The 18,514-nt window shown below is 71.2% G+C and carries 18 protein-coding genes and 2 pseudogenes; 9 read left to right on the forward strand and 11 right to left on the reverse strand.

Features of this window, described 5'->3' with window-relative positions:
* Positions 1-18 precede the first annotated feature (18 nt).
* Positions 19-1,236 carry a methionine adenosyltransferase gene (gene metK / locus FQY79_RS12820; RefSeq protein WP_146313302.1) on the reverse strand — a complete coding sequence of 406 codons (1,218 nt, stop codon included), beginning with the start codon at positions 1,234-1,236 and terminating at the stop codon, positions 19-21.
* A gap of 207 nt (positions 1,237-1,443) precedes the next feature.
* Between metK and FQY79_RS12825 the strand changes: the two genes are divergently transcribed.
* Positions 1,444-2,505, forward strand: coding sequence for a metal-dependent hydrolase (locus FQY79_RS12825; RefSeq protein ID WP_146313303.1), 1,062 nt, complete (start codon positions 1,444-1,446; stop codon positions 2,503-2,505).
* Here FQY79_RS12825 and FQY79_RS12830 read toward each other — a convergent pair.
* From FQY79_RS12830 to FQY79_RS12865, 8 genes are all read right to left on the reverse strand, one after another.
* Positions 2,487-3,419 (reverse strand): phosphatidate cytidylyltransferase, encoded by a 933-nt coding sequence (locus FQY79_RS12830; protein ID WP_146313304.1) that lies wholly within the window; start codon positions 3,417-3,419, stop codon positions 2,487-2,489. The two genes, FQY79_RS12825 and FQY79_RS12830, sit on opposite strands and share 19 nt — an antisense overlap.
* On the reverse strand, positions 3,416-4,027 hold the full coding sequence (locus FQY79_RS12835) for a lysophospholipid acyltransferase family protein (protein ID WP_027072832.1): 612 nt from the start codon (positions 4,025-4,027) through the stop codon (positions 3,416-3,418). Before FQY79_RS12835 ends, FQY79_RS12830 begins: the two co-directional genes overlap by 4 nt.
* On the reverse strand, positions 4,024-4,662 hold the full coding sequence (locus FQY79_RS12840; protein WP_146313305.1) for a CDP-alcohol phosphatidyltransferase family protein: 639 nt from the start codon (positions 4,660-4,662) through the stop codon (positions 4,024-4,026). The genes FQY79_RS12835 and FQY79_RS12840 overlap by 4 nt, the downstream gene beginning before the upstream one ends.
* 127 nt (positions 4,663-4,789) lie before the next feature.
* On the reverse strand, positions 4,790-5,788 hold the full coding sequence (gene dusB, locus FQY79_RS12845) for a tRNA dihydrouridine synthase DusB (protein ID WP_146313306.1): 999 nt from the start codon (positions 5,786-5,788) through the stop codon (positions 4,790-4,792).
* 75 nt (positions 5,789-5,863) lie between these two features.
* Positions 5,864-6,199 carry a YegP family protein gene (locus tag FQY79_RS12850; protein ID WP_146313307.1) on the reverse strand — a complete coding sequence of 112 codons (336 nt, stop codon included), beginning with the start codon at positions 6,197-6,199 and terminating at the stop codon, positions 5,864-5,866.
* Positions 6,200-6,263: 64 nt separating this feature from the next.
* Positions 6,264-7,235 (reverse strand): ribokinase, encoded by a 972-nt coding sequence (locus tag FQY79_RS12855; protein WP_146313308.1) that lies wholly within the window; start codon positions 7,233-7,235, stop codon positions 6,264-6,266.
* A gap of 4 nt (positions 7,236-7,239) precedes the next feature.
* Positions 7,240-8,538: a NupC/NupG family nucleoside CNT transporter gene (locus FQY79_RS12860; RefSeq protein WP_146313309.1), complete on the reverse strand. Its 1,299-nt coding sequence runs from the start codon at positions 8,536-8,538 to the stop codon at positions 7,240-7,242.
* A gap of 84 nt (positions 8,539-8,622) precedes the next feature.
* On the reverse strand, positions 8,623-9,750 hold the full coding sequence (locus FQY79_RS12865) for a GGDEF domain-containing protein (protein WP_146313310.1): 1,128 nt from the start codon (positions 9,748-9,750) through the stop codon (positions 8,623-8,625).
* A 100-nt stretch (positions 9,751-9,850) separates the two neighbouring features.
* Between FQY79_RS12865 and FQY79_RS12870 the strand changes: the two genes are divergently transcribed.
* Positions 9,851-10,837 (forward strand): aldo/keto reductase, encoded by a 987-nt coding sequence (locus FQY79_RS12870; protein ID WP_146313311.1) that lies wholly within the window; start codon positions 9,851-9,853, stop codon positions 10,835-10,837.
* A gap of 51 nt (positions 10,838-10,888) precedes the next feature.
* The gene (hemP, locus tag FQY79_RS12875; protein ID WP_146313312.1) at positions 10,889-11,086 is read left to right on the forward strand and encodes a hemin uptake protein HemP; all 198 of its coding nucleotides are present in this window, start codon (positions 10,889-10,891) and stop codon (positions 11,084-11,086) included.
* A gap of 41 nt (positions 11,087-11,127) precedes the next feature.
* Here the strand turns inward: hemP and FQY79_RS15695 are convergent, their stop codons facing one another.
* Positions 11,128-12,324, reverse strand: coding sequence for a sigma-70 family RNA polymerase sigma factor (locus FQY79_RS15695; protein ID WP_246123118.1), 1,197 nt, complete (start codon positions 12,322-12,324; stop codon positions 11,128-11,130).
* A gap of 233 nt (positions 12,325-12,557) precedes the next feature.
* Between FQY79_RS15695 and FQY79_RS12890 the strand changes: the two genes are divergently transcribed.
* The 6 genes and pseudogenes from FQY79_RS12890 to FQY79_RS15905 form a co-directional block, all read left to right on the forward strand.
* A complete protein-coding gene (locus FQY79_RS12890) occupies positions 12,558-13,538 on the forward strand; it encodes an SPFH domain-containing protein (protein WP_146313313.1) in 981 nt (326 codons plus the stop codon).
* Between the two features lie 9 nt (positions 13,539-13,547).
* Positions 13,548-14,000, forward strand: a complete 453-nt coding sequence (locus FQY79_RS12895) for an NfeD family protein (protein WP_146313327.1) — start codon at positions 13,548-13,550, stop codon at positions 13,998-14,000.
* Between the two features lie 165 nt (positions 14,001-14,165).
* Positions 14,166-15,119, forward strand: coding sequence for a cation diffusion facilitator family transporter (locus FQY79_RS12900; RefSeq protein WP_146313314.1), 954 nt, complete (start codon positions 14,166-14,168; stop codon positions 15,117-15,119).
* Between the two features lie 76 nt (positions 15,120-15,195).
* Positions 15,196-16,287, forward strand: coding sequence for a glycine cleavage system aminomethyltransferase GcvT (gene gcvT / locus FQY79_RS12905; RefSeq protein WP_146313315.1), 1,092 nt, complete (start codon positions 15,196-15,198; stop codon positions 16,285-16,287).
* A gap of 91 nt (positions 16,288-16,378) precedes the next feature.
* A complete protein-coding gene (gcvH, locus tag FQY79_RS12910) occupies positions 16,379-16,774 on the forward strand; it encodes a glycine cleavage system protein GcvH (RefSeq protein ID WP_146313316.1) in 396 nt (131 codons plus the stop codon).
* 1,149 nt (positions 16,775-17,923) lie between these two features.
* A pseudogene (locus FQY79_RS15905) lies at positions 17,924-18,004 on the forward strand (histidine biosynthesis protein HisIE); the annotation flags it as partial.
* Positions 18,005-18,287: 283 nt separating this feature from the next.
* On the opposite strand, the pseudogene FQY79_RS12920 reads toward FQY79_RS15905, so the two are convergent.
* Positions 18,288-18,386 (reverse strand): annotated as a pseudogene (locus tag FQY79_RS12920) (transposase); the annotation flags it as partial.
* Positions 18,387-18,514: the final 128 nt, after the last annotated feature.

Here is an 18,514-nt window from a genome sequence, read left to right on the forward strand (position 1 = left end):
GGGCAAGGCCCCGCCCGATTACTTCAGCTTCGCGGCCTTCCGCAGCTCCTCGGCGCGATCGGTCTTCTCCCAGGAGAAGGCCGTGGCCTTGTGCTTCTTGCCGGCGCCGTCGGTGTAGCTGATCTCCTTGGGCTTGCGGCCGAAGTGGCCGTAGGCCGCGGTCGCCTGGTAGATCGGGTGCTCCAGGTCGAGCATCCGGGTGATCCCGTAGGGGCGCAGGTCGAAGTGCCGGCGGATCAGCTTCTCGATCACGTCGTCGGGCACCTTGCCGGTGCCGAAGGTGGTCACCGAGATCGAGGTCGGCTCGGCCACGCCGATGGCGTAGCTCACCTGCACCTCGCAGCGGGCGGCCAGGCCCGCGGCGACGATGTTCTTGGCCACGTAGCGCGCGGCGTAGGCCGCCGAGCGGTCGACCTTGGACGGATCCTTGCCCGAGAACGCGCCGCCGCCGTGGCGGGCCATGCCGCCGTAGGTGTCGACGATGATCTTGCGGCCCGTGAGGCCGCAGTCGCCCACCGGCCCGCCGATCACGAACTTGCCCGTCGGGTTGATGTGCACCTTGCTCTTGGGGAGCGACGCGAGCCACTTCTTCGGCAGCACCGGCTTGAGGATGTGCTCGCGCACCGCCTCGACCAGGTCTGCCCGCTTGATGTCCGGATCGTGCTGGGTCGAGAGCACCACCGCGTCCAGGCCGACGATCCGATTGCCGTCGCCGCTGTAGCGCAGGGTCACCTGGCTCTTGGCGTCGGGCCGCAGCCACTTGAGCCGGCCGCTCTTGCGCACCTTGGCCTGCTGCTCCACCAGCCGGTGGCTGTAGTACAGCGGGGCGGGCATGTATTCCGGCGCCTCGGTGCAGGCGTAGCCGAACATCAGGCCCTGGTCGCCGGCGCCCTGCTGCTCGGGGTTCTTGCGGTCCACGCCCTGGTTGATGTCGGGCGACTGCTTGCCGAGCATGTTGATGATCGCGCAGGTGTGGCCGTCGAAGCCGACGCTCGAGTTGTCGTAGCCGATGCCGTTGATCACCTTGCGCGCCAGCGCCTCGATGTCCACCCACGCGGTGGTGGTGACCTCGCCGGCCACGATCGCCGCACCGGTCTTGACCATGGTTTCGCAGGCCACGCGGGCACGCTTGTCCTGGGCCAGGATGGCGTCCAGCACCGCGTCGGAGATCTGGTCGGCGATCTTGTCCGGATGGCCTTCCGAGACCGATTCGGACGTGAACAGGTAGCTGGACATCGGCTATATCCTTCAATTCGGATGAAAAGATGGGTGCGGATGATACACGTGCCCGGGCCGGCGCGCATCCGCCTGCCGCGGTCCGGCCCGGGGTCCGGCCGCGCCCGCACCAGGCGGCTCCGGCACCGCACCGGGCCGGGCACGCCCGCGTGCGCCGGCCTGGCCACCGGCCCATGGCCGGCCGCGCGCCCGGCCTAGAATCGGCACATGGATTCCCTCTCCCAGCTCCTGCTTGGTGCCGCCGTGGCCGGTGCCGTGGTCCCGGCCGCGCACCGCCGCGCGGCAATGCTCGCCGGCGCCGCCCTGGGCACCCTGCCCGACCTCGATTCATTCCCGATCGCGATGGTCACCGACGACCCGGTCGCGCTGATGACCCTGCACCGCGGCGCCAGCCATTCACTGTTCGTGCTGCCGCTGCTGGGCTGGGCGATCTGGGCCTGGTTCCGGCGCCGCGGCGGCCGGGTGGCGCAGGCGCCCGGACCCTGGCTGTGGGCGATCCAGCTCGCCCTGGTCACCCACCCGCTGCTCGATGCCTTCACCGTCTACGGCACCCAGCTGCTGTGGCCGATCCCGGTGCCGCCGGCGATGTGGTCGAGCGTGTTCATCATCGACCCGGGCTACACGGTCTGGCTGCTGCTGGGCGTCGTGGTGGCGACCTGGGTCGGGGGGCGGCCGGCGGCGCGCCATGCGCTGGTGTTCGGGCTCGCCCTCAGCACGGCCTACCTGGGCTGGTCGCTGGTGGCCAAGGCGATGGTCGAGCGCGAGGCGGGGCGGTCGCTGGCCGTGCTGGGCCTGGCCGATGCGCCGCGCTTCTCGGTGCCGATGCCGTTCAACACGCTGCTGTGGCGGGTGGTGGCGATGACCCCCGATGGCTTCGTCGAGGGCGAGCATTCGCTGGTCGCCGACCGCCATCCGATCGCGTTCCGGCACCACCCTTCCGACGTCGAGGCGCTGGCGCAGGTGGCCGACGCGCCCGCGGTGGCGCGGCTGGCCTGGTTCAACCGCGGCTTCATGAAGGCCACCGAACGCGACGGCCGGCTCGTGCTCAGCGACCTGCGGATGGGCGCCGAGCCCGACTACAGCTTCAACTTCGCCGTCGCCGAGCGCGATGGCGGCCGCTGGCGCGCAATCCCGCCCGAGCAGCTGTCCTGGCCCTGGGAGGCGCGCCGGCGCCTGGCGCAGATGTGGCACCGCATCTGGAACGAGCCCGACGCCGCGGTCGCCGGGGCGCCTGGCGCGCCGGCACCGGCTCAGCCGGGGAACCAGTAGCGGGTGAAGTGGAAGAACACCGGCGCGGCGAACACCACCGAATCCATCCGGTCCATCATCCCGCCGTGGCCTTCGATCATGTGGCCCCAGTCCTTGGCGCCGAGGCTGCGCTTGACCGCCGACAGCGCCAGCCCGCCGCAGGCGCCGGCGATGACGATCACCGTCGACATGGCGGCCGCCTGCAGCGGCGCGAACGGCGTCATCCACCACAGCGCGGTGCCGATGCCCACCGCCGCCGACCCGCCGCCGACCAGGCCCTCGACGGTCTTGGACGGGCTCACCACCGGCGCGAGCTTGCGCCGGCCCAGCAGCTTGCCGAATACGTACTGCATCACGTCGCTGATCTGCACCACCAGCATCAGGTAGAGCAGCAGCAGCTGGCCTTCCACCCCGGGCCGCAGGATCATCAGCGCCGGCGCGTGGCTGATGCAGTAGATCGCCACCATCACGCCCCATTGCACCTTGGTGCTGCGCTCGAGGAAGTCGGTGGTGTCGCCGCCGAACACCGCCAGCACCGGCAGCGCGAGAAAGGCGTAGACCGGGATGAAGATCGCGAACAGCCCGTACCACTGGGCGTGGATCAGCCAGTACTGCAGCGGGATCAGCAGGTAGAACGCCACCACCAGCGGCAGGTGGTCGCCGGCGCGGGTCGGGGTGAGGGTGATGAACTCGCGCAGGGCGAAGAACGAGATCACCCCGAACACCACCAGGGTGGCGACCGGCCCGATCGCGAAGCACGCCGCCAGCACCGCGACCATGCCCCACCACGCGCGGATCCGCGCGTTGAGGTTGCGCACCGTCGGGCCGCCGCCGTCCCCGCCGCGCCGATGCAGCAGCCAGCCGACCACGGAGGCCACCACCAGCAGGGCGACGATGCCGCCGAATACCCAGAGCATCCTGGCCTGTGCGCTCATGCCATCGCCTCCACCGCGGCGCGCGCGCGTTCGAGGAAGGCATCGCGCCCTTCGCCGGGCAGGCGCGGCAGCGGCGCGCCGAAATGGACGTTGCAATACAGCGGCAATGGCAACGGCAGCAGGGCGCCCTTGGGCAGCGCACGGTGCAGGGTGTCGAGGTACACGGGCACGAGCTCCACGTGCGGGTAGTCCGTGGCCAGCCGGAACAGGCCGGGGCGGAACTGCTGCGGCAGCCGTTCGCTGTTGCGCGTGCCTTCGGGGAACAGGATCAGCGAATCGCCCTGGTCGAGGGCCGCGCGCACCGGTGCCAGCGGATCAGCGTCGGGGTCGCCGCGCTGGCGGTCGATCAGGACCGCGTGCAGCACCCGCCGCGCCAGCCAGCCGCGCAGGCCGGGGCGGTCCCAGTAGTCGCGCGCCGCCACCGGCCGCACGTGGGCGCGCAGGTGCGGGGCCAGCGCCGACCAGATCGCCACCGTGTCCAGGTGGCTGGAGTGGTTGGCGAAGTAGATGCACTGGCCCGGCGGCGGTGCTGCACGCCAGTGCGCGCGCGCGCCGACCAGGGTGCGAGTGAAGCCGACCAGCGCCGCGCCGGCCAGGCGCGCGATCATGGCGCGTGCTCCAGCCGCGCCGCGATCGCGCGCAGCCGGGTGTAGCAGGTGAGCAGGGCGCCCGCGGCGATCGCCAGCACCGCGACCGGCAGCGCGTAGCCGGTGCCGGTCGCGAGCGCCTCGGCCGGCGCCAGCACGCAAGCCGCGGTCATCACCGCCATCCGGTGCTGCTTGGCCATGGGCCCGCGGAAGTCCTGGGCCTGGCCGAGCGCTCCGCCGAGCGTGCGGACATAGGCCGTCGCGGCGGCGAACAGCGCCGCCAGCCATCCGGCCCACGGCAAGCCGGCGGCATGGCCCAGCGCCACCAGCAGCACGCTGTCGGCCACGCGGTCGGGCACTTCGTTGTAGAGCGCGCCGGCGGGCGTGGACTTGCCGCCTTCCACCGCCACCATGCCGTCGAACAGGTTGCACAGCAGCCGCAGCTGGATGCCCAGCGCGCACAGCCACGCGCCCCAGGGCGGGATCCACCACAGCGCGGCGGCGCCGGCCGCGGCGAAGACGATGCTGAGCACCGAGATCGCGTTGGGCGTGAGCGGCGTGCGCGCGAGCGCGGCGGCGATGCGCTGGATGACGGCGTTGCCGCGTGCCTTGATCGGCCGGCGCGACGCGTCCATCCCCGGCGGCTGCTGTTCCATGCAATGTCCCCGATGCGATCGCGACCCCGGCCGCGATCCGATGCCAGCGGCCGATGATGGGCAGGCAGCGGCGCGCTGGCAAGCCCGCGCCCTCAGCGCGACCCCGGCGTGCCGCGGCGGCGTGCGATCAGGCCGCTGCCGGCAGCTCCGGCTTCACCCCTGCCGCCAGCGCATCGAAGTAGTCGCGGGTCGAGCGCAGCTGCTCCTGCGCGGTCTGGGCGCGGTTGACCACGGCGAGGAAGGCGCGGTTCTCCGGCCGGTCCTTCGCGTACCAGCCCAGGTGCTTGCGCGCGATGCGCACGCCGGCCTGCTCGCCGTAGAAGGCGTGCAGCGCCTCGAGGTGGCCGAGCAGGATGTCGCGCACCTTAGCCGGGCCAGGCTCGGGCAGGTGCTCGCCGGTGGCGAGGTAGTGGGCGATCGCGCCGAAGATCCACGGCCGCCCCTGCGCCGCGCGCCCGACCATCACTGCGTCGGCGCCGGTGTGGTCGAGCACCGCGCGCGCCTTCTCCGGCGAATCGATGTCGCCGTTGGCGATCACCGGGATCGATACCCGGGCCTTGATCGCGGCGATGGTGTCGTACTCGGCCTGGCCGGCGTAGTGCTGGTCGCGCGTGCGGCCGTGGATGGCGAGCGCGGCGACGCCGCTTTCCTCGGCGATGCGCGCGATCGCCGGAGCGTTGCGGTGGTCGGCGTCCCAGCCGGTGCGGATCTTGAGCGTCACCGGCACGTCCACGGCGGCGACCACGGCCTCCAGGATCCGCGCCACCAGCAACTCGTCGCGCATCAGCGCCGAGCCGGCCCAGGCGCTGCACACCTTCTTCGCCGGGCAGCCCATGTTGATGTCGATGATGTGCGCGCCGTGCGCGGCGTTGTGGCGCGCGGCCTCGGCCATGACGGCCGGTTCGGTGCCGGCGATCTGCACGCTGACCGGGTCGGGCTCGCCGGCGTGGTCCATGCGGTGCACGGATTTGCGCGTGTTCCAGAAGCGCGGGTCGCTGGTGGTCATCTCCGACACCGCCAGCCCCGCGCCCAGCCGCTTGCACAGCAGCCGGAACGGCTTGTCGGTGACCCCCGCCATCGGGGCGAGGACCACCTTGGGTTGGATGGCGTAGGGACCGATGCGCATCGCGCCATTGTCGCAGCCGCGCCGCCGCCGCGCGAGCGGGGCGGCCGCGGCGGCCCCGCGCCGCGCCGTGCCGGGTCAGGCGGTCAGGTCGACCACGGACGCGCCCGGGGCGTTGCCCTTGACCGACTCGATGCCGTTGTCGCGGGCCGCGGCGCTGGAATACATCTCGCTGTGGCCGATGACCTGGCCGTTGGAGGCCCTCAGGTTGAAGTAGGGGCTGCCGTCCTTCGCGGTGAGACGCTCGAAGTTGGCCTCGTCCACGGCGTGCCTGCGCACCGACTCGATGCCGTTGAGCGCCGAGGCCTTCTCCTTGTAGCCCTCGCTGGAAAGGATCACCTGGCCGTTGCCGGCCTTCAGGTTGAACTGGAACTCGCCGTTCCTGCGCTTGCCGATTTCGAACTTGCCGGCCATGTCGACCTCGCTCGTGGTGCCCGGTGGGCGGAATCGGGCCAGCCGCGGTTCGGCCGCAGGGCGGTCAGACTTCGGGCTGGCGTGGCAGCCGCGGCATCGCCTCGGCCGCTCCGGGTTGCTCGGTGGAGCGCGCCGCGTACAGCGAGGCGAAGCGCACGTGGGCGATGAAGCCGCCTTCGCCGCCGCGTGCCACCGAGGCGGCCAGGGCGCCGTTGAAGGCATCGCCGGCGCCGGTCGTGTCCACCACCTGGGCGTCTTCGGCCGGCACCCGGTAGAAGGCATGCTCGTCGCCGCGGCACTTGTCTTCGCGGTGCGAGACGAAGGCGCCGGCCGCGCCCAGCGTCACCACGACCGTGCTCCGCGGCAGCAGGGTGCGGCACAGGTGGTGCAGCTGCTCGTCGTCGGTCCCCGCCACCGCCGCCGGGTCGATGCGCTCGCTGCTGTGGAGCGCGAGCAGCGCGGCGAACTCGGTTTCGTTGGGGGTGAGCACGTCGGCCACCGCCAGCAGCTCCCGCGGCGCCAGCGCATTGGCCGGGGCGGGGTTGAGGATGGTGCGCACGCCGGCGGCACGGGCGATGCGCATCGCCTCGAGCACGCTCTCGACCGGCGACTCGAGCTGGGCCAGCACGATCCTGGCGCCGGAGATCGCCTCGGCCTGGCGGGCCACGAACTCGGCCGACAGGGCGCCGTTCGCCCCGGGGCCGATCACGATGCTGTTGGCGCCGTGGACATCGACGTGGATGCCCGCGGTGCCGGTCGGTTCCCCGCTGTCCTCGGCGCGCAGGTCGATGCCGTCGGCCGCCGCCAGCGCGCGTGCGAGGCGGCCGCCGTCGTCGTCGCCGAGCGCGCACACGAACACGGTCTCGACGCCGCAGCGCGCGCTCGCTGTGGCCTGGTTGAAGCCCTTGCCGCCGGGGCCGGTGCGGTAGTGGCCGGCGCGGGTCTCGCCGGGGCGCGGCAGGCTGTCGCAGTGCCAGACGTGGTCGACGTTGAACGAGCCGACGACGACGACGCGCGGGCGGGCCTGCATGGACATCGCGCTACCCGCCCAGCCCCGTGAGCACGCCGGCGATGGTCGCGGTCATCATGGTCGCGATCGATCCGCCCAGCACCGCGCGCAGGCCGAGCCGGGCCAGGTCCTGCCGCCGCTCCGGCGCCAGGCCGCCGACGCCGCCGATCTGGATCGCGATCGAACTGAAGTTGGCGAAGCCGCACAGCGCGTAGGTCGCGATCAGCGTCCCCTGCGGGGTGAGCGACACGCCCTCCACGCCGCCGCGCAGGATCTCGCCCATCTGCACGTAGGCCACGAACTCGTTGAGCACCACCTTGGTGCCGATCAGCCCGCCGACGGTGCCCGCGTCCTGCCAGGGCACGCCGATCACCCAGGCCAGCGGCGCCAGCAGGTAGCCGAGCAGGGTGGACAGCGTGGTCGGCTTGCCCAGCGCCTGCTCCAGCCCGGTGATCTCGCCCAGCCAGGACAGCGGCGCGTTGATCAGCGCGATCAGGGCGATGAAGGCCAGCAGCATCGCACCCACGTTCAGCGCCAGCTTGAGGCCGTCGGCGGCGCCGGCGGCGGCCGCGTCGATGACGTTGGCGGTGGTCTTCTCCACGTGCACGCGCACCGTGCCCAGGGTCTGAGGGGCGCCGGTCTCGGGCACCAGGATCTTGGCGATCACCAGGGTCGCCGGTGCGGCCATGATGCTGGCGGTGATCAGATGCTTGGCGTAGAGCGCCTGCTGCACCGGGTCATCGCCACCGAGCAGCAGCACGTAGGCGCCGAGCACGCCACCGGCGATCGTGGCCATGCCGCCGACCATCAGCGTGAGCAGCTCCGACATCGTCATCCCGGCGATGTACGGGCGCACCACCAGCGGCGCCTCGGTCTGTCCGATGAAGGCGTTGGCGCACACCGACAGGGTTTCCGCGCCCGACACCCGCATCACCCGTGTGATCACCCAGGCCATGCCCTCGACCACCTTCTGCATCACGCCCAGGTGGTAGAGCACGCTCATGAAGCTGGCGAAGAAGATGATCGTCGGCAGCACCTGGAAGGCGAACACGAAGCCGAACTTCGAGGGATCGCCGAAATCGCCGAAGATGAACCGGGCGCCCTCGGAGGTGAAGCCGAGCAGCTTCACGAAACCGCCCGACAGCCGGTCGAACACGCCCGCGCCCCAGGGCGTGAGCAGCACGAACGCCGCTACCAGCACCTGCAGCACCAGGCCGATCCCCACCAGCCGCCAGTCCACCTTCCGCCGGTTGTTCGAGAACAACCAGGTCAGGCCGATCAACACCGCCAGGCCGACGATGCCGAAACCGACCCGCGCTACTGCTTCCATTAGACCCTGTTCCGGCGGCTGACTGACGCGGCAGCCTAGTGCAGCGGGCCGCCCGCGGCAACCTCGCGGGCCGGCGGGGCCGGGTCAGCCGTCGCGGGCGACCACCCGGTTGCGGCCGAGGCGCTTGGCCTCCTGCAGGCGGCGGTCGGCCGCGCCGAGCAGCGCCGAGGCGGTGGCGCCGTCCTGCGGGAAGGCGGCCAGGCCCGCGCTGAAGGTCAGCGCCATGGACTCGTTGCCACGCTCGGTCTGGAACGGGCGCTCGCCGAGGCTGCGACGATAGCGGTCGATGCGCTCCCAGGCGCTGCCCACCGGGCACAGCAGCACCAGCACGAACTCCTGGCCGCCGATGCGCGCCAGGTACTCGTCCTCGCCCAGCATCTCGCGCAGGTGGCCGACCAGATGGCGGATCGCGCGGTCGCCGTTGCCCTGGCCCAGTTCCTGGTACACGCGGTTGAAGTGGTCCAGGTCCACCAGCCCGATCGTGACCGTGCGGCCCTCGCGGCGCGCGGCCTCGAACATGCGCGGCAAACGCTGCATCAGCCAGGCGCGGTTGGGCACGCCGGTCAGGCTGTCGCGCCCGGACATCTCGATCAGCCGCTGCATCCGGTGCACCAGGGTGGCGGTGAGCAGGGTCATCAGGCCCAGCAGCACCAGCCGCGTGCCCTGGCCGCGGACGGTGACCGCGCCATGCTCGATCGACAGCAGTGGCTCGTCCGCCAGCCCCAGCACCAACGCCACCAGCAGGCCGTACAGGGCGATCGCCAGGGTGCCCATGTACAGGGTGAGCCGGCCGTCGTGGCGCAGCGCGGTCAGCGCGATGGCGAACAGGTAGAAGCACCACACGCCGGTGCCGTTGAGGGCGGCCGGCGCGTCGCCCGCCGCCTGCAGCGCCAGCACCGCGGTGATGATCGCCACGTCGTAGCCGCCGCTGGCGTAGGGCAGCCAGCGCAGACGGCGGTGGTCGCGCGCCAGCGCCAGCCAGATCTGCGCCATCAGGTTGACGAACACCGCCACGCCCAGGTCCAGGAGGATGCGCGAGGTATCCCCGCCGCCCAGCCCCGAGGCCAGCGGCAGCGCGAGCGTCAGCAGCGACAGCAGGGCGCGCACCTTGGCCACCAGCAGTTCGCCGCTGGCGCCCAGTTCGAGCATCACCTCGTCGGGGCGGCCGAAGAGGATGGCCAGCATGTGCCTGATCGAATTGGATTCGTGCATGGCCCGTCGCATCGTGACTGCGGGGCGAGGATACCGCGTGGCGTGGGCCGCCGCCCCCGGCATGGATAGACTGTGGCCGCATCCGACCCCGAGGACGACCATGCAATATCGCAGGCTTGGCGGCTCCGGCCTGAAGCTTTCGGCACTGTCGCTGGGCAGCTGGCTCACCGCCGGCGTCCGGCTGGGGCGCGGCGGGATGCGCGAACTGGTCGCGCTCGCCTGGGACCATGGCATCAACTTCTTCGACAGCGCCGAGAACTACGCACACGGCGAAGCCGAGCGGGTGCTGGGCGACGTGCTCACCGACCTGCGCCTGCCGCGAGACGGCTTCTGCGTGTCGAGCAAGGTGCTCTTCGGGTCGGTGCCCGACCCGCGCCCGACCCAGGCCGGGTTGTCGCGCAAGCACGTGCGCGACGCCTGCCACGACGCCCTGCGCCGGCTGCGCGTGGACTATCTCGACCTGTTCTTCTGCCACCGGCCCGATCCGGAGACCCCGGTGGCCGAGACCGTGCGCGCGATGGACGACCTGGTGCGCCAGGGCAAGGTGCTTTACTGGGGCACGTCGGAGTGGCCGGCATCGCTGATCCGCGAGGCCTTCGAGATCGCCCGCGCGCACCACCTGGCCCCGCCAACGACGGAGCAGCCGCAGTACAACCTGCTGCACCGCGAACGCGTGGAGCTGGAGTACGCGGCGCTGTATGCCGAATGCGGGCTCGGCGCCACGGTCTGGTCGCCGTTGGCCTACGGGCTGTTGAGCGGCAAGTACGATGACGGCGTGCCGGAGGGCAGCCGGCTGTCGCAGCCGGGGGTGCCGGGCCGGCTCGACCGTCCCGGCGGACAGGCGCGGCTGGAACGCGCGCGCCGCTTCAGCGCCGCGGCTGCCGAGCTGGGCGTGGCGCCGGCCCCGCTGGCGATCGCGTGGTGCCTGAGCAACCCGCATGTCTCCAGCGTCATCCTCGGCGCCAGCCAGCCGGCGCAGCTGCTCGAGAACCTCGGTGCGCTGGAACTGGCCGACCGCTTCGACGACACGGTTTGGCGGCGGCTGGAGTGCGTGGTGGACCAGGGCCGCGGGTCGCCGGGTGGTTGACAGTCAAATGAGAATCATTAGCATCGGGTTCCCCGACGGCGAGGAACGCCAATGCTGTCCCATCCGGACCACCCCGAGACCGGCTCCGCAACCGCGACGGAGGCGCCACCCGGCCGGCAGTCGTGCGCGGAGCCCGAGATCGACAGCCTGCGCCTGCTGCAGGGCCGTCGCGAAGTGCGCATCCGCCATGGCAACGAGTGCTATCGGCTGCGCCACACCCGCAACGACAAGCTGATCCTCACCAAGTAGGAATCGCCGCGATCGCCGCGCGTGCCGCGGACGGTTCCGTGTCAAGGGCCGGCCGGGCTCCCCGGGACGGCCAGGAAGGCCAGGTTCCGCGTGATTCCGGGCGCCGGGGCGGGTGTCGGCGGGACCGGAGGGCGGGCGGCGGCCGGCACCGGGGGCTTCGGCGGCCCGGCGGGCCGGGGCGGCGGCGCCGGCGGAGCGGGCGGCCAGGCCATCGGCCCGGGGATCGCGACCCGCGCCTGCGCGCGCTTGCGGTCGCGCAGGTAGTCCACGCTCACGCGCTCGCCTTCGCGCTTGCCGCGCAGCACGTCCATCACTTCGCGCGGCGTGGCCACCGCCTTGCCGTCGACCTGCTGGATCACGGCGCCCGCCTGCAGGCCGTCCATCCCGCCGGGCGAGAGCACCAGCACGCCGCGGTCGGCACCGAAGTAGCGGCCCAGCTGGGGATCCACCGTTGCCAGGTGCAGGCCGCGCCAGCGCAGTGCCGAGGCCAGCCGGGTCTTCCCGCCGTCGATCGCCCGCCGCACTTCGGCCTGGACCTCGGGGCTGATGCCGGGCAGTTCGAACTCGAAGACGTCGTCGCCCACGATCCCGAACCCGCCATCGGGTGCCCTGATCACGGCGACCCGGCGGTCGCGCCCGGGCGTGACGTCGACCGTGGCGCGACGCCCGTCGCGCAGGTAGCCGATGCGCACCGGCTTGTCCGCCTCCAGGCCGGCGAGCAGCTTGCGCGCGTTGCCGACCCGCAGCTGCCCGCTGTTGCCGAGGATCTCGATGCCGTCTACCGAGACCATGCGGTCGCCGCTGCGCAGGCCGGCCTCGGCGGCGCCGCTGCCGGGAGTCACGCCGGCGAGCCACAGCACGCTCCGGGTGGTCGCGGGCAGCGCCTCCAGGGCACGCTGGAGCAGGGCCGCGTCGGCGGCGGCGGGCGGCGGCGGCGCGAACTCGTCGACCGCCTCGAAGCCGTCTTCCATCGGCAGCTCTTCGGCAAGCCGGCGGCCGCGGCGCAGCGCCATCAGCGCCTCGTTCAGCGCGATCCGGCGCAGCCAGGCCCAGAACGGGCTCTCGCCGCGGAATCCGCCGATCCGGTCGTACACCTTCAACATCGTCTCCTGCAGCACCTCGAAGGCCTCCTCGCGGTCGCCGCAGATGCGCAGCGCCATGGCGAACACCGGCCGCTCGAACCGGCGATACACCTGTTCGAACGCGGTACGGTCGCCGGCCCGCGCCTTCGCCAGCACGCGTCGGGCAGGTCGATGGCGAAGCTCGACGCGGGTCTGGGGGCTGCGGCCATTCCCCATTGTGGATGCCGCCGGAGGCGAAACGGTCGCAGCCCGGGCAGACCGGGCATCGAGGGGGCGCGACCGGGAACGCGACGGGGGAGCGGACGCGCCGGTCCGGGGCGACGGTCACATCCGGCCGCCGGGTGCCGTCTGCGTCCTATACTCGATCCTGTTTCGGGAGGAGCGATTCCATGGGCGGAGGCATGTTTCTCACGGCGGTGCTGCTGGTCGCCGGCGTCATCATCCTGTTCAAGACCGTCAGGATGGTGCCGCAGGGCTACGAGTGGACGGTCGAGCGCTTCGGCAAGTACACCCACACCCTGGACCCGGGGCTGCACTTCCTGATCCCCGTGGTGTACGGCGTCGGGCGCAAGGTCAACATGATGGAGCAGGTGCTGGACGTGCCCAGCCAGGACGTGATCACCAAGGACAACGCGGTGGTCAAGGTCGACGGCGTGGTGTTCTTCCAGGTGCTGGATGCGGCCAAGGCGGCCTACGAGGTCTCCAACCTCGAGATCGCCATGATCGCCCTGGTCCAGACCAACATCCGCACCGTGATCGGCTCGATGGACCTCGACGAGTCGCTGAGCGGACGCGAGGCGATCAACGCCCAGCTGCTGAACGTGGTCGACCACGCCACCAACCCCTGGGGCGTGAAGGTCACCCGCATCGAGATCCGGGACATCCAGCCGCCGCGCGACCTGGTCGACGCGATGGCGCGGCAGATGAAGGCCGAGCGCGACCGCCGCGCGGTGATCCTCGAGGCCGAGGGCCACCGCCAGTCCGAGATCCTGCGCGCCGAAGGCGAGAAGCAGGCGGCGATCCTGCAGGCGGAAGGCCAGAAGGAGGCCGCGTTCCGCGAGGCCGAGGCGCGCGAGCGCCTGGCCGAGGCGGAGGCCAAGGCCACGCAGATGGTCTCGGAGGCGATCGCCCAGGGCGACGTGCAGGCGATCAACTATTTCGTCGCGCAGAAGTACGTCGAGGCGTTCGAGAAGCTCGCCACCGCGCCGAACCAGAAGTTCGTGCTCATGCCGATGGAGTCCAGCGGCATCATCGGTTCGATCGCCGGCATCGCCGAGCTGGCGAAGGATGCGCTCGGCAAGCAGCAGTCCGCCCCGCGCGGCGGCAACCAGCCGCCCCCGGTGCGGCCCACCTTCCCGGCGGGAAGCTGAGCCATGGAGCTGCGCTGGGACGTGGTCGGCTGGGCGGCGGTGGCGCTGCTGCTGTTTGCGGCGGAAGCGCTGGCGCCCGGCGCCTTCATGCTCTGGATGGGGCTGGCCGCCGCGGCGGTGTTCCTGGCCGTGCTGCTGGTGCCGGGGATCCCGCTGCTGGCCCAGGTCGCGGCCTTCGTGGTCCTGAGCTTCGTGTCGATCCAGGTGTACCGCAAGTACGTGCGCGGGCGCGGGCGCGAGCGCGAGAGCGACCGCCCGACGCTCAACAAGCGCGCCTACCACCACGTCGGCCGGGTGGTGCCGCTGGAGCAGCCGATCGTCGCCGGCCGCGGCCGGGTCAAGATCGGCGACGCGTTCTGGACCGTGCAGGGCCCGGAGCTGCCCGCCGGAACGCCGGTGCGGGTCACCGGGACCGACGGCGAGATCCTCCAGGTCGAACCCGAGGTGCCGTCCGCCCGGTAGGCCGTCCGACCGTGCAACGGCCGCCTGCGCGGGAGCGGCGCCGGTCGCGCATTCAGTTGCCTGCCGACCGCCAGAGCAGCGGTCCGCGCGTCTCCGCGTGCCGGCGTGGCGGCAGCCGGCACGCGCGATTGTGTAACACCGCCGGTCGTGGCTAGCGTGGACGCCATGACGCACCACCATCACCACCACCACGCGGGCCACGGCCACCACCACCACGAGCACGCATCGGCCGCGAGCATCCGCCACGAACGCCCGCTGTGGTGGGCGCTGGCCCTGATCGTGCTGTTCGCCGGGGTGGAGGCCGCCGCGGCCTTCGCCACCAACAGCCTGGCGCTGCTGTCGGACGCGGTGCACATGGTCACCGATGCATTCGCGCTGGGCGTGGCCCTGGTCGCGGTCCGGCTCGGACGACGCCCGCCGGATGCGCGCCGCAGCTTCGGCTACGTGCGTGCCGAGGCGATGGGCGCGTTGCTCAACGGCCTGCTGCTGTTCGTGCTGTCGGGCTACATCCTGTGGGAGGCCGCGCACCGGTTCCTGGCGCCGCCGGCGGTGGCATCGCTGGGCATGCTGGTCGTGGGCGTGGCCGGGCTGCTGGTCAACCTGGTGGCGATGCGGCTGCTGCACGCCGGCAGCGAGGAGAGCCTCAACGTCAAGGGTGCCTACCTCGAGGTGTGGGCGGACATGATCGGCTCCCTGGGCGTGGTGGCCGGCGCGGTGGTGATCCATTTCACCGGCTGGCGGCTGGCCGACCCGCTGATCGCCGCCGCCATCGGGCTGTGGGTGCTGCCGCGCGCGTGGGCCCTGGTACGCCAGGCGGGCAACGTGCTGATGATGGGTGTCCCCGATGGCATCGACCTGGAAGAGGTCCACCGCGCGCTGGCCGGCCTGCCCGGGGTCGACGACGTGCACGACCTGCACGTGTGGGCCCTGGCCTCGCGCCAGGCGGCGATGACCGCGCACCTGGTGGTGGATGAGGAGGTGGACGCGCACGCCTTGCGCCACGTGGCCGTGGAGATGCTGGCCGCGCGGTTCGGGATCGGCCACGCCACGCTGCAGGTCGAGAGCGACCCCTGCCAGGGGCCAGACTGCGGCGCCGCGGGCGCGGGTGGCCGCGCCTAGCCTGGCGGCGCCCCATGCGGAAACGGCGGCGAGGGGATCGGCGATAATCGCTCCAACCCACGCAGGAACGCCTTCCATGACCCGCAAGACCATCCTCAACGACCACCATCGTGCGCTCGGCGCGCGCATGGTCGACTTCGGCGGCTGGGACATGCCGATCCATTACGGCTCCCAGATCGAGGAGCACCACCAGGTGCGCCGCGACGCCGGCATGTTCGATGTCAGCCACATGAACATCGTCGACGTGGACGGTCCCGGCAGCCGGGCATTCCTGCGCAGGCTGCTGGCCAACTCGATCGACAAGCTCAAGCAGCCCGGCCGGGCGCTGTACTCGTGCATGCTCAACCCCCGCGGCGGGGTGATCGACGACCTGATCGTCTACTTCCTCGGCGGCGACGCCTACCGCCTCGTGGCCAACGCGGCCACGCGCGACAAGGACATGGCGTGGATCGGTGATCAGATCACGGACTTCGATGTCCGGGTGCGCCAGCGACCGGAGTTGTCGATCATCGCGGTCCAGGGGCCGAACGCGCGCGAGCGGGTCCTCGGCCTGCTCGGCGACGCTGCCGTGCAGGCGTCGGAGCTCGGCCGGTTCGCGGCCGCGGAGCTGCCCGGCACGCCGTTCGGCGAGGTGTTCATCGCGCGCACCGGCTACACCGGAGAGGACGGATTCGAGGTGGTGGCCTCGGAATCGGGCGCGGTGGCCCTGTGGGACGCACTGCTGCACGCGGGGGTGAAGCCGGTGGGGCTGGGCGCGCGCGATACCCTGCGCCTGGAGGCGGGCATGAACCTCTATGGCCAGGACATGGACGAGGACACCAGCCCCTACGAGGCCGCGCTGGGCTGGACGGTCTCGCTCGACGAAGGTCGCGATTTCATCGGCCGCGAAGTGGTCGAGGCGCACCATCGCGACGGCGCCCCGCGGCGGATGATCGGGCTGCTGATGGAAGACAAGGGCGTGCTGCGCCGCGGGCAGGCGGTGCGTACGGCCGGCGGGGATGGCGAGATCCTGTCCGGGACCTTCTCGCCGACGCTGGGCAAGGCGATCGCCTTCGCCCGCGTACCGGCCGGCGACCTGTCCGGCGGGGTCAGCGTGGACATCCGCGGCCGCGACGTGCCGGTCCGGGTGGTGAAGTTCCCCTTCGTCCGCGACGGCAAGCCGGCCTGACCCGGTGGCGGCCGAACTTGCCGCCGCCCACCCGGGCATGGATACACTAGCGCCACCTTCCCCCTGACCCCGCACGATCCGGAGAGCGGACATGAGCGAGATCCCTGGCGACCTGAGGTTCATGAAGTCACACGAATGGGCCCGCATCGAAGGCGATGGCAAGGTCACGATCGGCATTTCCGACCATGCCCAGGGCCTGCTGGGCGACCTGGTCTACGTCGAGCTGCCCCAGGTCGGCGACAGCGTCGAGGCGGGCAACGCCTGCGCGGTGGTCGAGTCGGTGAAGGCGGCCTCGGACGTCTACGCCCCGGTGTCGGGCACCGTCACCGCGGTCAACACCGCGCTGGCCGACAAGCCCGAGACCATCAACGAGGACGCCTACGGCGAGGGTTGGCTGTTCGTGGTCGAGGCCAGCGATCCGGACCAGTTCAACGACCTGCTCGGGCCGGACGATTACGCCGACCTGATCGAGGAAGACGACCTGTGATGCATGCGCGGCGGGCGCGATGCGTCCGCCGCCCGCGAGCGGTCGCCTGGCGTCGGCGGCCGCATTGCCAGCCGGACTCTGGTCCGCGCGTCAGACGCACTCCCTGCTTGGGCTCTTCTTCTCCTTCCGTATCGATGTGTCGCTGGTCGCGATGCAGCCCGATCGCGTTCGCGCGCGACGCTTCGCGTCGCTCCGGGACCGCTCCGGTGGCCCGGAAAGTTTGCGCACTTTCGGCGCAAACCACTCCCGCAGGCGCGTCGCCAGGCAACCGCGTCAAGCGTGCGTGATGGCGACGCGCTCGACGTCGATGGTCCCGGCGCGGTCGCGCCACACGCTCGCGACGCGCATCCACGTGCGACATGCACGAGCGCGGAAAGTGCTTGTTTTACGCGCTTTCCTCGAATGCATCGCGGGCGACGCGGGATGCATCGCGGGCGATCGCCGCGTAGTCGGCCTCTCGCCGGCGCGCCCGTCGGCGCGAACGCGGCGGTCGTCGCGCGAACGGATTCGAGGGCGGGGTGTTGACAGCCGAAAAAACCGTGATTAGGTTTCGCCCAACAGACGGTTGCACAGAAGCGAGTGAGTCAGCACACGGCGAAAACGCGCGGCAAACAACAGACATCCGCCCCGGACTTCTACAAGGTGGATTCAGGCACCGTCTCCGCTGCGAAAGCCAACGACCTTCCCATCCGACACCTGCGACGCTCCGGGCCGCAGGTGTTTTTGCATTCCCGGGACTGCGACTCCCCGATCGCGTTGTCCCCGACGGATCCGTCCCGGTGCGCCTGGCGCGCCGGCGGTCGTGCGCGGGTCCGATACCCGCGCGCCGCTTGAACTGGGCAGTAGTACCGCAAGTCCACTGACGAGGAGAGCCATCACATGGCCGCGAAGAAAGCTGCAAAGAAGGTCGCCAAGAAGGCGACCAGGAAACCCGCGAAGAAGGCCGCGGGCAAGAAGGCCACCAAGAAGGTAGCCAAGAAGAAGGTCGCCAAGAAGGTCGCCAAGAAGAAGGTGGCCAAGAAGGTCGCGAAGAAGACCACCCGCAAGACCGCCAAGCGTCCGGCCAAGAAGGCCGCGAAGAAGACCGTCCGCAAGGCCGCGAAGAAGAAGGTCGCGAAGAAGGCCACCCGCAAGGTCGCCAAGAAGAAGGTGGCCAAGAAGGTCGCCAAGAAGGCTGCCAAGAAGAAGGTCGCCAAGAAGAAGGTCGCCAAGAAGAAGGTCGCCAAGAAGGCGACGGCCAAGAAGGCGACCAAGAAGGCGGCGAAGAAGACCGCCAAGCGTCCTGCCAAGAAGGCCGCCAAGAAGGCGACCCGGAAGACGGCGGGCAATTCGGCCGGCAAGCCGGCGCGCAAGACCGCGAAAAAGAAGGCCAGGAAGGCCACCAAGAAGAGCCCGGCCGCGGCGATCCCGCCGATGCCGACTCCGCTGATCTGATAACAGCACACCCGATTAGCCGTACATCCAGGCTCCTTCTCCGCGTTGCCCAGGCGGAGAGGGAGTTTTTTTCGGTTCTTCACCCAAGTCCGGGGAAGGCCGCCCGGATCTTCAGGAAGAAGTAGGCGTCGTCCCGGTAGCCGTAGGCCACCCGCTTGATGACCTTGATCTTGTTGTTGCCGCTTGCGCTCGGGGTCGACCACCACGGTCGCGTACCGGTGGCCCTTCTGGATCGCGAACTCGTCCATCGCCAGCAGCCGCACGCCGTCCAGGTTCGGCGGGCCCAGCGAGCGCTCCAGATGCCGG

Source organism: Luteimonas wenzhouensis, assembly GCF_007859305.1.
Classification (GTDB): Bacteria; Pseudomonadota; Gammaproteobacteria; order Xanthomonadales; family Xanthomonadaceae; genus Luteimonas; species Luteimonas wenzhouensis.